The organism is Niastella vici (assembly GCF_002077945.1).
In the GTDB taxonomy this organism is placed as follows: domain Bacteria; phylum Bacteroidota; class Bacteroidia; order Chitinophagales; family Chitinophagaceae; genus Niastella; species Niastella vici.
Genome location: NZ_LVYD01000066.1, coordinates 51,457 through 65,625, shown reverse-complemented (window position 1 = coordinate 65,625; position 14,169 = coordinate 51,457). Strand labels below are relative to the sequence as shown.

The 14,169-nt window shown below is 43.5% G+C and carries 13 protein-coding genes; 4 read left to right on the top strand and 9 right to left on the bottom strand.

What is annotated here, in order from left to right; genetic code table 11:
- Positions 1 to 41 precede the first annotated feature (41 nt).
- The 9 genes from A3860_RS30000 to A3860_RS29960 form a co-directional block, all read right to left on the bottom strand.
- Positions 42 to 590, bottom strand: coding sequence for a YceI family protein (locus A3860_RS30000; protein ID WP_081153652.1), 549 nt, complete (start codon positions 588 to 590; stop codon positions 42 to 44).
- 30 nt (positions 591 to 620) lie between these two features.
- The gene (locus A3860_RS29995; protein WP_081153650.1) at positions 621 to 1,250 is read right to left on the bottom strand and encodes a nitroreductase family protein; all 630 of its coding nucleotides are present in this window, start codon (positions 1,248 to 1,250) and stop codon (positions 621 to 623) included.
- A 47-nt stretch (positions 1,251 to 1,297) separates the two neighbouring features.
- Positions 1,298 to 2,560, bottom strand: a complete 1,263-nt coding sequence (locus tag A3860_RS29990) for an NAD(P)/FAD-dependent oxidoreductase (protein ID WP_081153649.1) — start codon at positions 2,558 to 2,560, stop codon at positions 1,298 to 1,300.
- 43 nt (positions 2,561 to 2,603) lie between these two features.
- Complete coding sequence (locus A3860_RS29985) at positions 2,604 to 3,896, bottom strand: TolC family protein (RefSeq protein WP_081153647.1); 1,293 nt, start codon at positions 3,894 to 3,896, stop codon at positions 2,604 to 2,606.
- A 54-nt stretch (positions 3,897 to 3,950) separates the two neighbouring features.
- The gene (locus A3860_RS29980) at positions 3,951 to 7,097 is read right to left on the bottom strand and encodes an efflux RND transporter permease subunit (protein ID WP_216823537.1); all 3,147 of its coding nucleotides are present in this window, start codon (positions 7,095 to 7,097) and stop codon (positions 3,951 to 3,953) included.
- A 53-nt stretch (positions 7,098 to 7,150) separates the two neighbouring features.
- Positions 7,151 to 8,179, bottom strand: a complete 1,029-nt coding sequence (locus A3860_RS29975) for an efflux RND transporter periplasmic adaptor subunit (protein WP_081153645.1) — start codon at positions 8,177 to 8,179, stop codon at positions 7,151 to 7,153.
- An 82-nt stretch (positions 8,180 to 8,261) separates the two neighbouring features.
- Entirely contained in the window at positions 8,262 to 9,014 is a 753-nt protein-coding gene (locus A3860_RS29970; RefSeq protein ID WP_081153643.1) for an SDR family oxidoreductase, read from the bottom strand.
- A gap of 136 nt (positions 9,015 to 9,150) precedes the next feature.
- A complete protein-coding gene (locus tag A3860_RS29965) occupies positions 9,151 to 10,056 on the bottom strand; it encodes a helix-turn-helix domain-containing protein (protein ID WP_081153641.1) in 906 nt (301 codons plus the stop codon).
- A 92-nt stretch (positions 10,057 to 10,148) separates the two neighbouring features.
- On the bottom strand, positions 10,149 to 10,406 hold the full coding sequence (locus A3860_RS29960; RefSeq protein WP_081153639.1) for a hypothetical protein: 258 nt from the start codon (positions 10,404 to 10,406) through the stop codon (positions 10,149 to 10,151).
- A 329-nt stretch (positions 10,407 to 10,735) separates the two neighbouring features.
- Between A3860_RS29960 and A3860_RS29955 the strand changes: the two genes are divergently transcribed.
- The 4 genes from A3860_RS29955 to A3860_RS29940 all read left to right on the top strand — a co-directional run bounded on the left by A3860_RS29955 (position 10,736) and on the right by A3860_RS29940 (position 13,999).
- Positions 10,736 to 11,743 carry a lipid A deacylase LpxR family protein gene (locus A3860_RS29955; protein WP_081153637.1) on the top strand — a complete coding sequence of 336 codons (1,008 nt, stop codon included), beginning with the start codon at positions 10,736 to 10,738 and terminating at the stop codon, positions 11,741 to 11,743.
- Between the two features lie 62 nt (positions 11,744 to 11,805).
- Positions 11,806 to 12,420 carry a TetR/AcrR family transcriptional regulator gene (locus tag A3860_RS29950; protein ID WP_081153635.1) on the top strand — a complete coding sequence of 205 codons (615 nt, stop codon included), beginning with the start codon at positions 11,806 to 11,808 and terminating at the stop codon, positions 12,418 to 12,420.
- A gap of 246 nt (positions 12,421 to 12,666) precedes the next feature.
- Positions 12,667 to 13,035: an ISAon1 family transposase N-terminal region protein gene (locus tag A3860_RS29945; RefSeq protein WP_245843662.1), complete on the top strand. Its 369-nt coding sequence runs from the start codon at positions 12,667 to 12,669 to the stop codon at positions 13,033 to 13,035.
- Positions 13,010 to 13,999 (top strand): ISAon1 family transposase, encoded by a 990-nt coding sequence (locus tag A3860_RS29940; RefSeq protein ID WP_245843661.1) that lies wholly within the window; start codon positions 13,010 to 13,012, stop codon positions 13,997 to 13,999. Before A3860_RS29945 ends, A3860_RS29940 begins: the two co-directional genes overlap by 26 nt.
- Positions 14,000 to 14,169 lie beyond the last annotated feature (170 nt).

Below are 14,169 nucleotides of genomic sequence, written 5' to 3'. Positions count from 1 at the left end.
ATAGTATTAATAATTATTTCCAAAGCTGCTGCCGCACATTTCTAATGAGAGGGTTCCAATTCTTCAATCAGTTCAATTTCACAGTTCACAAGGATCTCATCTGCCACTATCACACCGCCATTCTCCATTAATGCACTCCAGGTTAACCCCCAGTCCTTACGCCTGATCTTGCCGGTAACCAAAAAGTAGGCTTTCTTATCACCTTTGGGTGTTTTGACCATTCCACCAGATTCAACGGTCAGCGTAATTTGCCTGGTAATATCTTTTATAGTGAGATCGCCATTCAGGAGGTACATATCATCCCTGATATTTCTAAGATCACTTCCACTGAAATTGATCGTTTTGAATTTTTTCACATTAAAAAAACCTGCTCCTTTTAAATGCGCATCTCTGGCAGCATCACCGGTATTGATAGATGCGGGATTGATAAGGACATTCATTTCAACGTTTAAAAAGTCTTCGCCCTTTGTAGATATACTCGCCTCAAATTCTTTAAATTCCCCTTTTATGCTTGAGACCATCAGGTGTTTTACTATGAACCCAATAGTGCTATGAACCTTCTCTATCTTCCACTTTGTAACTGGCTGCATATTTCATTTTTTATTTGCCGATTTGGGCAATCATAGTTCTGTAATAAATTTCTCTCTGGGTGTTCGTACCTTTTTAAGGTTTAACAACCAGTCATTGTCTTCATCTCTATATCCAATGGGTAATATTACCACGCTTTTGAGGCCTGCCTTTTCAAGCCCAAGCAATTCATCCATTTTGTCTTTGTCAAACCCTTCCATTGGCGTTGCATCTATCTTTTGTTCTGCTGCTGCCGCAACCGCAAGTCCTAATGCTATGTATGCCTGTTTTGCGGAATGTTCACTTTGCCATTTCCGGCCCAATGGTTCATACAAATTCCATAAACCTTTGTGATAAGCGTCCATGGCGTTCTCGGCCAGGCCTCTTTCCTTAACCGTTCTCAGAAAAACATCTCCTATTCTTTCATACGAATAACCGTCCCATGCAGCAAAAACCAGTAAGTGGGAACAATCAGTAATTTGACTTTGGTCGTTTGAAATAACCCTGATTTGACTGAGCAGATCTTTGTTTGTGATCACAAAGATCTGGTAAGGCTGCAATCCGGATGAGGAAGGAGCAAGCCTGGCAGCTTCGAGTATATATTCCAATTTATCTTTCGGAACTTTTTGTCCGTTCATTTTCTTGGTGGCGTAACGCCACATTAAATCATTTAATAAAGCCATATCATTAATTTCTTTATTTTATGTATTCTTTTTCGGGAAGTGATCCACTAATTTTTTTGTTTAACAGGTTTGAAGATCAGCCGAAGCGCCGGATCATTAGTAAGAAAACTCCAAAGCCAGTTGAGGAAAAGCTTCATTTTATTCCTGAAGCCAACCAATGGTATAATGTGAATGAACAACCAAACCAGCCAGGCAAAAAACCCTTTGAAAAAACCTGCCGGTAAATCAACCGTGGCCTTGTATTTAGCAATGATTGCCATACTTCCTTTGTTATGATACCTGAAAGCTTTTACCGGCTTACCTGCTTCCTGTCTTTTCAAATTATCTCCTAACAACAGCCCTTGTTGTATAGCCACCTGGGCTAATTGCGGATGTCCATTGGGATAGTTTTTATCACTTGTTTGCAAGCACTGGTCGCCAATCGAAAAAATATTATTGCAACCTTTTACCCGGTTTATTTCATCCACCACAATACGCCGCCCCCTTGTGATCGCTTCTACCGGTAATCCTTTTACTTCACGTGCAATTACGCCCGATGCCCAGATCAATGTAGCCGAACTTATTTTATTACCGGTTGAGAGTATCACTTCGTCATTTACATAATCCTTCACGAGCGTGTTCAACTTTATTTTCACCCCCAACCCGCTCAGCACTTTATATGCCACTGCCTGTGCCTTTTTGCTCATGGGACCAAGCAAAGAAGGCGAACTGTCAACCAAATAAATATGCCCGGCAGAGGAAGTGATTTCAGGATAATCTTTGGATGAAATATGGCGTGCCATTTCTGCCAGCATGCCGGCCATTTCCACGCCGGTGGGCCCGCCGCCTGCTATTACAATATTGGATAATCGCTCTTTGTCGGTTGAAGCCGTAGACCGTGCGGCTTCTTCCAGGCGCAACAGGATGTAATTGCGGATGTTCACGGCTTCTTCTATCGTCTTCATGGGCAAAGCATTTTTCTTCACGTTATCGTTACCGAAAAAATTGCTTTCTGTACCCATTGCCAATACCAGGTAATCATAACTCAGGCGTCCATTGCTTGTTTCAATGGTATTTGTTTCAGGATCAACATTCACCAATTCACCCATGTAAAACCGGATGTTTTGCTGGCCCTGGAACATTTTCCGGAAAGGATAACTGATGTTGGATGGTTCAATAAACCCGGTGGATACCTGGTAAAGTAAAGGCGGGAAGAAGTGATAATTATTCCTGTCTACAACTGTTACCCTAAAATGCTGGTTGCTCGACAGCTTTTTTGCAAGCTCCAATCCTGCAAACCCGCCCCCAACAATAATTACATTCTTTTTCATAATTTTCCTTTCTGATTTAATCAAACTATATCCATCCGGAATTTTACAACCTTGTTATACCTAATGCCTTGTACAGCTTTGCTTCATTGGTGCGGTAAGCAGCTTTGGCTTCGATGATATTGCTGAAAGCCTGTTGCCAGATGGTTTGAGCTTCCAGTACATCCTGTCCTGTTATAGTTCCTACCTTCAAACGGTCATTGCTCAATCTCAGGTTCTCGTCTGCCTGTTCCAGGGATGCGCCGGATAACTCAACCCGTTTTGCCGATTCATTCAGCTGCAAATAAGCCTGCTGCACTTCCAGTGAGATCTTTTCTTTTGTTTCCTGCAGCTGGTATTGCTGCGCCGCAATGGCATATTGCTGTTGCTTCACTTTTTGTTTACGCTGGCCCCAATCGAAGATGGGAATACTTAACTGCACCATACCATAGTAAGAAGTAAAGCCATTACTGGTAGGTTTGGAGAAGTTGATGCCCTGTTTGCCGAAGCCGCCGAGGCCGGTTGCACTCAATCCGATGGTGGGCTTGAAATCGGCCTTCAGTATTTTCTCCCGTATCTTTTCCGCTTCAATAGATCTTTGCAGGATCTTTATTTCCGGTCTGTTGGTAATTATTTCATCTATTGACCTGCTCAACGTTTCTTTATTGAACTCCCCAACAACTGAATCGGGGATATCGAAATCGGTGCTGTCGCCCAGGCCGGTTATCTGTGCCAGGTTAAGTTTAGTCAAAACCAATGCATCATTGGCCCTGGTGAGGTTGAGCTCATTGTCATTCTGCTGCACCTTTACCCGCAATATGTCATTCTTATAGGTGAGGCCGGCTGTATAGGCATTATTGAGGTCTGTATACAGACTTTCTAATTGCCGGGCAAACTGTTCGGCCAGTTTTATTTTTTCTTTGGCCGAAACCACCTGCCAGTAAGCGCTTTCTGCTGCCAGCACCACATCTGCCGTTGTCAATACCTTTTGTTCTTCGGTTATTTCAACCCCTTTTGCCGCCATTTCTTTTCCGGCTCTTATTTTGCCGCCGGCATAAACAGGTTGTGAAGCTGTTACACTGGGGCTAACGCCATACTCCGGTAATAGTTTTTTCAGCGGATCACCTACATACCAACCGGTGATAGAGCCGTCCAGTCTCGGCTTGTCTTTGGCATTGGCCTCGGCTTTTTGGGCCTTCGCCGCTTCTATTCTTTGCTGGGCAGCCTTCAGGTTATTATTCCTGGCCACCGCAAGCCGCCTGGCTTCTTCGATTGTTAATGTCCGTTGTGCTGTAGCCCAATGCGGCAACGACATGATTGCAATTGCCAGCAATGGCTTTATATATCGTATTAAGTTCATGGATTTATAAAAATTGAATAATTTGACAATGCAGCAATTGTTGCTGTTTTTATTTTAAGATTGCGATAGTTTATAATATACATTACCATTTTCCTCAGGCTCCGGCTCGGGCAATTCGGGGAGCGCCGGTTCGGGTTTAATGAACTGTTTATACAGTATCGGTACCACAAAAAGGGTCAGCGCCATAGAAACAATTAAACCGAAAGCCAGTACACTGCCCATGGGCGCCCACATAGGCGACTTGCCGAGGATCATGGGTACTACACCCACCGCAGCAGCCGAAGACGTTAGAAAGATGGGACGCATTCTGCGTTTGGCTGCAGCCAGCGCAGCTGCCTGCAATGTGAATCCATGATCGCGTATCATTTCATCAGTGTAATCGACGAGGATGATACCATTACGCACCACAATTCCGATCAGGGCTACAATACCCATAAAGGCTGTCATACCCAAAGGATTTCCGGTGAGGTACAACCCCATAAAGGCGCCCAACAGGCTAAGCGGGAATGTAGCCAGTATGATCAGCGTTTTGCCAAGGCTTTTGAACTGGAACATCAGGGTCAGGAAGATCAGCACAAGACTAACGGCCAGGGATGTCATCATGGTAGGCTGGTTGTCGGTGCTGGATTCTGCATCGCCGCCATAGGCTATGCTGATACCGGGCGGCAGCTGTAACTGATTGATCTGGGGCTGTATTTCTTTCAGGATACGCGATGCTCTTACGCCCATCTGCGCTTCTGATAAAACTGATAAAGCTCTCAACCCGTTCCGGTGGGCTATCATGCCCGTGTGCCAGGAGGGCGTGAGCTCAGCTACATCTTTTAAAGGCACCTTGTCGCCATACATGGTACTCACGTGCAGGTTTTCGAGGGCCTGCGCATCCTTACGGCTGGCAGAATCAAATCGCAGGAAAATATCTACAGGCTTATCTCCTTCCCATAATGTGGAGAGAGCATATCCCTTGAGGCCGGCGCCTAAAGTTTGCGTAATGGCCTGGTTTGAAATACCGAGCCGGTTGGCTTTATCTGCATTGATCTTTAGCTGTATTCCAAAATAATCCTCCTCACAATCGAGCCTTACCCAATTGGTGCCTTTGGCATTTTCCAGGATCTTTTTAACCTGGGCGGCCACTTTTCTCTGGTCGCTCACATTGTCGCCAAATACCCTAACGGCAATGGGGGCGCCTTCCTGGAAGCTCAACTGCTTTAATTTTATATTCCCGTCAGGTAAAAATCCATCCAGTTTTTTAAGGTATTCATGTACCATCTCATCTGAAGCTTTAGCACTGGTGGTGGTAATGAATACCTGTGCATAACTGCGGCGGGGCGGTTCCGGCGCATAGGCGGTATGGAAACGCGGCGAGCTCATACCCATAAAGCTGGTGACCTGCACTACCCGTTTATCTTTTTTCAACAGTTCTTCCAGTCGCTTTACTGTAGATTCAGTTTGCTGCAGGGAAGAGCCCGAAGGCATCCATACTTCCATATTGAACTGGTTGCGTTCGCTGATAGGGAAAAATTCAGGATCCACTTTGCCGGCAATGACAATGGCCAATACCACGGCAGCTACACCAACCGAAATGGTTGATTTAGGCCAGCGAAAGCAAAATTCCACAGCCCTGTCGAAGCCCTGTTGCAGGTAGTCGAGCAGGCTTTTTCTCGCGGGTTTGTTGTTGCTGCCCTTGTGTTTCAATCCTTTTTTAATGAACACATAACAGGTATAAGGCGTCAATAGCAACGCCACGAGCATAGAAGCGATCAGCGCAATGGCGATGGTAGGTGGCAGCGATGCCATAAAGTCTTTGGGAATGCCATCCATGAAAATGGCCAGCGGTGCAAAGGCAAAGATGATCGCCAGCGTAGCAGTAAAAATGGGAATGGTGAGCTGTTTGGCTGCCTGCCAGGCTCCCGTCCAGGGCGTGATGCCCTCGTCTAGTTTCTCAATATAATTGTCAACTACCACAATGGCATTGTCAACCACCATGCCCAGTACAATAATGAGCGCTGCCAGGGTTACCTGGTGCAGTTCCAGGCCCACTAAATTCATAACACCAAAGGTGATGAGGATGGAAATCGGTGCGGCCACAGAAGCTACTGCAGCAACCCGGATGGGCAATAACAACATGACCACAATGATCACAGAGGCGATGGCCATGCCAAATTCAACCATGAAATGGTTAATGCTTTCTTCCACTACTTTAGGCTGATCAACAATGGTGGTTATTTTTACATCAGCCGGAAAAGCCTTTTCTATTTCACTGATCTTTGCCTCTACTTTCTTGCCGAAATCAACAATGTTATTACCGGGTTGCATGTTGACGGATAACACCGCGGTTTTGTCATTATCACCCAGGCGTACATAGGATGATTTTTCTTCAAAGCGGCGTTCGAGGGTAGCCACATCTTTCAGGCGCACCACTGTACCGTCTGGTTTTGTATAAACGATCTGATTGGCCACATCATTTTCCGTTTTATAGCGGCTGTTGGTATAAATGGGAACAATGTGGTTCGATGCCATGTTCAGCTCGCCGGAATAATTCGTAACGTTCTGTTGCTGCAATACACCTATCAGCATGGCCATATCAAAGCCATATTGCCGCACCTTCTCGTCGCTTACGTTGATATACAACTGTTGCTTTTGCACGCCTGTGCGGTTGATCTTTGAAACCACCGGAATGGTTTTGATACCATCTTCCAGTTTATCGAGGTATTTTTCAATTTCAGCATAGCTCCGTATGGGCGACGACACCCCAACGATCATGGCTGTTACATCGCTGAAGCTGCTGTTGACGAAAGGTCCGATTACACCAGATGGAAGCTGGGGCCGCAATTTGGCATCCATATCGAGTTGCAGGGTATGCCAGAATTTTTTGCGGTCCTTCACCGAGGTATACATTTCCACGGTGATAAAGGTTTGTCCTTCCCTGGTCTCGGACCTTGTTTTATGCTTTTTTACTTCTTCGAAAGTAAAGAGGTATTGCTCTATTTTTTTGGTTACTTCCTGTTCTACCTGTTTTTCATCGGCCCCGGGATAAAAAGCGTATACCATGGCGGTAGGCATATCTATATTGGGATTTTCGCTGCGGGGCATGTTCATCAGCGACCAGGTACCCAGCGCCAGTAACATGACCGTTACCACAATAACAACCTGCTTATGCTTCATAGCAGCTTCCAGGTAATGCATTTTTAGCAACTTCTTCATTTTATTTGAACGATTTAATATTTTCAAAAATGACTATAGCTCAGCCTGACAATTTAGAATTGAATGCTGCTGCCGTCTTCAAGGCGGGTTTGACCATCAACAATGAGCTTGTCGCCCTGCTGCAACCCTGCCTGTACAACCACTTCGTTATCGGCTGTAACGCTGGACGGCGTAATACGCCGGCGAATGGCCTTATGCTGGGGGGTGGCTACATATACATAAGTAAGGTTATCGGCATCCCGAACTATAGAAGCGGCAGGTATTACAATATCCTGCTGTTTGCTGCCGGTGTATACAAGCATCTCGGTAATCATGCCCGGCATTAGTTTTTTGCTGCCATTGTTCAGTCTTACTTTTACATTATAGGTCCTGGACGTATTATCGGCCTGTGGATTGATGATGGTGACTTTGCCTTTGACACTGTCATTCAGCACCGGAATGATCACCATTACCTCTTTACCAATAGTGAGTTTGCTGATATCGCTTTCTGTTATGGGAGCTTTCGCATATACCTGATCGGTTTTTAAGATAGTGAAAGCAGGTATGCCGGGCGCCACAGTGGCCCCTTTATCGATGAGCTTGGCTGAAATAATGCCGGAAAAGGGCGCATAGAGTTTTGTATCGGCCAGCTTTTTACCGGCGACATTAGTATTGGCTTGCGCCTGCAAGAGGGCTGACCTGGCCGCTATATAATCCCTTTCGGGCAAGCTTCCCTTGGCATACAGCACCTGTAACCTGGTGAAATTATCAGTTGCCTGATCTTCGGCAGCTTTTGCAATTTGCAGGGCGTTTGCATAATCCTGCGTTTCAATAGTTGCCAGCAGTTGTCCCTGGTGCACCTGTTGACCTTCCAGAACATATACCCCTGTTACCCTTCCCATCACGGAAAAAGTGAGCGACTGGGTATTATCGGCTTCAATAGTGCCGGAATAATGTAATACTTCCGGGCGGTCCTCGGCATTAATTTCCTGCACGGTCACTTTTGTGACCGGTTCCGATTTGATGGCTTCTATTTTCTGATGACCGCAGGAAGCCCATACTGGTAAGGTCAAAGCGATCAGTGTTTTGTTAAGTAAATTCATGATTGATTGGTTTAATTTATTTTGTGAGATAAAAAATTGTCATAGACGTGAAGTGTCAGGGGCAACGGGGAGTCGCGTTGGTTTAATTATTTTTGAAAAACTGATCCAGGTATGGATCAGGTTTGCCCATGAGAAATAGAAAGGGGCTGGTAACCGGTTCTTCCTCTTCGTTATGAATACGGAGAATGTACTGCGCAATCATCTCCGGTGTAATGGCTTTACTGCCTGGTTCCTGGTCTTTTGGATCTACATTCAGGTTATTAATAAATAAATGATAAAATTTTACCCCCGTATTTTTTACTTCTTCAAAAAAGCTGCGGGCCATCTTCATTTGCCCGGCCACCAGCATCTCGGTCATCTGGTTGTCTGAATTACTGCCAAGACCTTCCGTATTGACGATGGCTACAAACAGGCCATGCCCGCTTTTTTTCATTGTATCGATAGCAACACGGCAGAAAATGAAGTACACCGCGAGGTTTTCTTCCACCGCCCGCTGCCACTGGATAATGCTGATATTTGAAAAACCGGCATTCACCGTCAGGTAATTGAATGGGGATACTACTATATCGATGGGACCATATTCTTCGAGCACCATATCTGCCAAAGCACCTGCTTTATCATGATCCGGTAAATCGGTAAGCACAGTTACCAGCCTGCCCTTATGGGAGCTTTTCAGGTAACGTTCCAGGATGTTCAGCTGACGTGAACTTTGCACCGGCACAATAACTGTGGCATCCTGTTGTAACAGGCGGGCCACAATACCATAACTCATACTGGTTTCACCGATGCCTATTATGGCTACATTATTTTGTCCTTTCTTTTTGTTCCTTACCATATGTAATAATTATATTACAAAGTTGCAGGTAAGAAATGGGCTGGAAAATGTTGGAACGTGGGGAGTATATGTCTAAATTAACTTGATCGAGAGAGGGGAATATCTAGTATTGAATTTACGATTATGCGTTTACGTATCACGATAATCTTCGGTATTCGGAAGGTGAAACTCCTGCATGTCGTTTAAAATACTTACTGAAGAAGAATTGGTCGCTGAAGTACAGGCTTTCCGCCACCTGGGCTATGGTGAAGGAAACATCGTTCAATAATGCCCTGGCTTCCATGATCACCATTTCGTCTATCAGCTCCCCGGCCGGTTTGCCGGTGATCTCTTTTACTGTTTGGGAGAGGTAGCGGGGCGTTACATGTAATTGTTCTGCATAGAACATTACGCTGCGTTCCTGCCTGAACGATTCAGCAAGCAATTTTACAAAGCGCATACTAATGTCTTCCTTCCTGGTGTATTCCACTTTTTTGTGGCTGTTGCACCGCTGGTAAACAGCGCTCAGCTCATATAAAAACGCTTGAAAGAGATGGTCTATCACCTGTTGATCGAGGGAGGTGCAGTAAGTTGAAGTATATTTTTCATGTAGCACATGAAGCAGATTTCGCAACCGCTCAAATTCCTGGGGTTCAGGATCAAGCCGGTAGGAATTGGTAGCAGACAGAAGATCGAACAGATCAGTATGCTTCATGTTCAGGCCGCTTTGTGACAGGAAACCGCTGGTAAATACCAGGGCGGCAAAGCGGCATTCGGGCGGCTGTATGGAAAAATGACGAATGGCATTGGGCGGAATAGTCAATACCTGGCCTTTGTGGGTGGGATAGTCTTTAAAATTGATCTTGCTATGGCCGCTTCCTTCCAGTTGCAATAAAACAATAAAATGGTCTGAGCGAAAGGGATACTGAATAAAATTACCCGGGTTGCTTTCATCACCTGCTTCTTTTATAATATACAGTCCGGCAGTATCCGTTTGCCGGCCTATTACAGACAGGACATCTGCAAATGAATGCTGAGGAACTGTAATTGCTTTGGGTTTCATATCAGTGTCAAAGAAAACAATCCAGAGATCTTGTTACTTTATAATTTCAAATTTATGTTTTTTCCTGATCATGATCACCAATATACCATCCGTCATTTCTGTTTCAAATAATCAGTCGCCATGTTGGGTTCTATAGTATTGATCTGAATAGATTTATACTTCACGAGCTTTGCATCAAATTCCAATCCATTCTGCTTTGGCATTATATCAAATGTTGTGAGTACTTCATGAATATTTTTCCCATGGGCTACAATACAATCTTTTTTTGCTGTCTCAAATTCTTCAATCAAATTATCAGGCACTTTGAAAACTTTATATTCTTCAATCTCCTGTACGATATACATTTTCATGAATTCTTTTTTTGAAACAGCAAAGTTTCATCCCTTAAACAGAAAAAGGAATGTTTGGAGGTCTACATTATATGTCTAAAAGTCGTTCTTCAATTGACATACGAATGAACAAGTGAAATCTACAGCAGCTACTTCCAATACATCCTGGGTTTCTAACACATTCTGACATATTCTGCCCACGTTTGAACATTTGTATATTCTTCGCTTTACTTCAATTTTACACTTCAGTTTCTTAGTTGAGTTTTGTTCGTTTTATGCAGGGAGAGATCCAATCTCTCCCTTTCATTCTGAATGTTCAATGCCCTTATTAGCACAATAAATATTTTTTTATGAAACAGGTTTACCTGATATTTTTTGTTTTACTCTTTATATTATCAACAAACACAGGGTTTGCGCAAACCAAAGGACCTACGAGGATGTTCAGGATCTACGAAGATGATGATTTCTTCAACATTAAAGGGAATGGCACAGATAAGGCTTACAGCGACGGGACCAGGATCGATTTTTTTTATGTAAAGAAAAACAAGCCGCGTTTCTTCCTTGAAAGACTGATGCCCCATGCAGGCGACAGCAGCAAAAATATGTATGGCTGGAGCCTTATGCAGATCATGGCGACGCCGAATAACATCAGTACTACTCAATATCAGCCACATGATTATCGATATGCAGGGGCGCTGCTGGTCAGTCACTCGATGCACTCCTTTAACCCCGAAAGGAAGTACAATTTCCAAACGGAAGTAGTTGCCGGGGTGCGGGGCCCCGCATCGTTGGCAGAACCTGTACAAAAGGGTTTTCATTCTATGATAAATTATCAAAAGCCAATGGGTTGGAACAATCAGTTACGCACGATGCCACTTGTGAACATAAATTTTTGTGCAGAAAAACAATTGCTGTCAATAGGCAACTTTATCGAAGTGAATGGTGGTGCACAGGCTGCTGCAGGTTCCTTCGTGGACGCATTCACTATATACCCGATGATACGCATCGGAAGAATGTCACCCTATTTCGATGGCTATCTTAACCAGTTCGGCTCTTTTCAAAGAAATGGAAAACTGGTAAAAACACAATATTATTTTGTATTTAAACCGATGGCAAATTTGGTAGCCTATAATGCGCTATTGCAGGGAAGAAGGAGGAATGAAAACGATGACAATGTAGATACCAACGACGGCGAACCAGCTGATCACATCAGGCATCTGGCTACAAATGTGCAATTCGGAGCTGTTGTTGCACATGGAAATTTTGGCATGTCGTATACGCAAACTTACAGCAATTCATATGTAAAAGGTTTATACAGTCATAGCGTAGGTAACCTATCTATGTACATGCGATGGTAGATAGTGGCATTTGATTTTCCCGTTACACACCAGTATCTTTTTTTTCAATAAAAACATAGGCAATGAAAACTATTATTTCGCATTCACTATTTGACATGCCTGTAATAAAAACCGGCGACCCAAATATCCTAGAAAATGCATTGTCTTTTTTTATAAGAAAAGGTGTTAAAAACACATCGATGCAGGAGGTAGCATTGAAGAGCGGTATGTCCAGAAAAAAATTATACAATCTTTTCATAAACAAAGAAAGGCTCGTGATTGCCCTTGTTGAAAATATTATTTTTAAAAGCGAGCAATTTCTATCCGTTTGCCCGGGCAATTCACCCGATGCAGCAGTTGAAATGAATAATATATTCAGCTATATAAAGCGTACAATAGATTTTTTACCGCCATTGCTTTGCAGGGAAATTAAAAGATATTATCCTAATGCATGGCAATTGGTATATGAGTTTAGGGAAAAAAAGCTGGAGCCATTCATACTACAAAACTTTAAAAGGGGCATTGCTGAATATCTTTATCAATCTGAATTTAATAAAGAAGTGGCATGCTGGCTGTATTTCTGGCAATTACAAATTGCCATTGAAGACCCATCGCTGAACAAAGAGAGAAGACATCAACTGATAGACAATATAAATAATTGTCTTCTCAAGGGTATCCTTAAAAGCCGGCCTTTTTAAATTGGGCGCCTTTGTTGCATCATAAAAGACAATAGCTGTTTCAAAGTTGGCTTTAGTTTCAGATATGTCCACTTGATACCCGAAGTGTGAAGCCCTGGGTGAACAGTGCTCCCTACTGGGTATAGTCTCATCTTATCCTAAATCCCCCAAAATTTCAACCTGATCCCCAAAAACGGGATCAGGTTGTAAAGTTGGGGGATTTAGGAGAAAATCCTTTTTTTGCAGCCAATAAAACGGATTAGAACATTGGAAAAGGACAAGGAAAAGGAATTATTAGGCTTTTTTTTACCGCAAGGGACACTTGAATATTTTGATATAACTCATTTTGTAAAGGATAAGGAAGGGTTGGTTTTATTTTTAGAAGAAAAGAATCTTCCGCCAGCTGAGTACACAGGCCAAACGCTTCACTCCAAAGGGTTTTACCCGGAAGTTCGAGTACAAGACTTTCCGATTCGAGACAACAAAGTAGAATTAAGTATAAAACGCCGCCGCTGGGAAGTTCAAGGCAGTGGAGAAATTGTATCTCGTAACTGGGATCTGGTTATGAAAGGAGCACGACTCACCAAAGAGTTCGCGCTTTTTTTAAAAGATGCATTTGGACGATCATCCGATTAGTTGTCATCAACTGGCCCGGATGTACCAGATGGATGGTAGCCAACTTCAGCAGCAATACAAGCATCATATCTCGGATTACAAAGATTGGGACCAGCGGGAGCATGCTAAGGAATGGATGCTCTTTGAGAAGAATATGGGCACTCACATAAGTATTGATGAGACCGCCTTATCTAATGATGAGCTTTATACAGTAATTACCAATAAAACAGCCAAAGGACAGAAAGGTGCTATTGTAGCCATGATCAAAGGAACTCAGGCTGAGAGGGTTATTGATATATTATTACGCCTGCCTGAACGATTAAGAAAAAAAGTACAGGAAGTAACCCTGGATATGGCGGCTGGTATGCACTTGATCGTCAAACGCTGTTTCCCTTATGCACACCGGGTGGTAGACCGATTCCATGTGCAACAACTGGCAACTGAAGCAGTACAGGAAATACGCATCAAACACCGCTGGCAGGCTATTGATGAGGAAAATGAACAGATTGCCCTGGCCAAAAAGCAAGGAATTGCCTATATCCCACAGTTATTACCCAACGGCGATTCTCCCAAACAATTGCTGGCCCGCAGCCGCTATCTGTTATTCAAGCACAAAGAACATTGGACGTATTCTCAAAAGCAACGGGCTACACTGATGTTTGAGCGCTATCCGGCAATAAAGAACGCCTATGATTTATCTATGAAACTCACTGGCATATTTAATCATTGCAAGTGTAAAGAAGAGGCATTTAAAAAACTGGCTTTATGGTATAATGAAGTAGAAGCTGCTGGAATTGATTCCTTTAGGACCGTTGCCAAATCAATAGAAACTCACTATCTGACTATACTCAACTACTTCAACAACAGAAGTACCAACGCTTCGGCTGAAGCTTTTAATGCTAAAATCAAGGCTTTTAGGGCTTCGGCAAGAGGGGTTCGAGACATTAATTTCTTCTTATTCAGACTACAGAAAATCTATGCTTAACAACCCAATCCCCCAAGAAATTGACTTGATCCAAAAAACGCAGTATCTGTAAAGTTGTATAAAATAAAAAAAGGACCGCATTTATGCGATCCTTGATTAAGAGGTTCCGACCAGACTTGTCAAAACCGTATAATTAATTGAAAATCAAGTATCGCTTTTTATTAGTCGAG

Excerpts from the sequence above, each read along its gene's own strand:
- A3860_RS29975 (WP_081153645.1), bottom strand. The coding sequence starts at position 8,179 with ATGAATTTACTTAACAAAACACTGATCGCTTTGACCTTACCAGTATGG.
- A3860_RS29980 (WP_216823537.1), bottom strand. The coding sequence starts at position 7,097 with ATGAAGAAGTTGCTAAAAATGCATTACCTGGAAGCTGCTATGAAGCAT.
- A3860_RS29965 (WP_081153641.1), bottom strand. The coding sequence starts at position 10,056 with ATGAAACCCAAAGCAATTACAGTTCCTCAGCATTCATTTGCAGATGTC.
- A3860_RS29940 (WP_245843661.1), top strand. The coding sequence starts at position 13,010 with ATGCATTTGGACGATCATCCGATTAGTTGTCATCAACTGGCCCGGATG.
- A3860_RS29990 (WP_081153649.1), bottom strand. The coding sequence starts at position 2,560 with ATGAAAAAGAATGTAATTATTGTTGGGGGCGGGTTTGCAGGATTGGAG.
- A3860_RS29955 (WP_081153637.1), top strand. The coding sequence starts at position 10,736 with ATGAAACAGGTTTACCTGATATTTTTTGTTTTACTCTTTATATTATCA.
- A3860_RS29960 (WP_081153639.1), bottom strand. The coding sequence starts at position 10,406 with ATGAAAATGTATATCGTACAGGAGATTGAAGAATATAAAGTTTTCAAA.
- A3860_RS29970 (WP_081153643.1), bottom strand. The coding sequence starts at position 9,014 with ATGGTAAGGAACAAAAAGAAAGGACAAAATAATGTAGCCATAATAGGC.
- A3860_RS30000 (WP_081153652.1), bottom strand. The coding sequence starts at position 590 with ATGCAGCCAGTTACAAAGTGGAAGATAGAGAAGGTTCATAGCACTATT.
- A3860_RS29950 (WP_081153635.1), top strand. The coding sequence starts at position 11,806 with ATGAAAACTATTATTTCGCATTCACTATTTGACATGCCTGTAATAAAA.
- A3860_RS29985 (WP_081153647.1), bottom strand. The coding sequence starts at position 3,896 with ATGAACTTAATACGATATATAAAGCCATTGCTGGCAATTGCAATCATG.
- A3860_RS29995 (WP_081153650.1), bottom strand. The coding sequence starts at position 1,250 with ATGGCTTTATTAAATGATTTAATGTGGCGTTACGCCACCAAGAAAATG.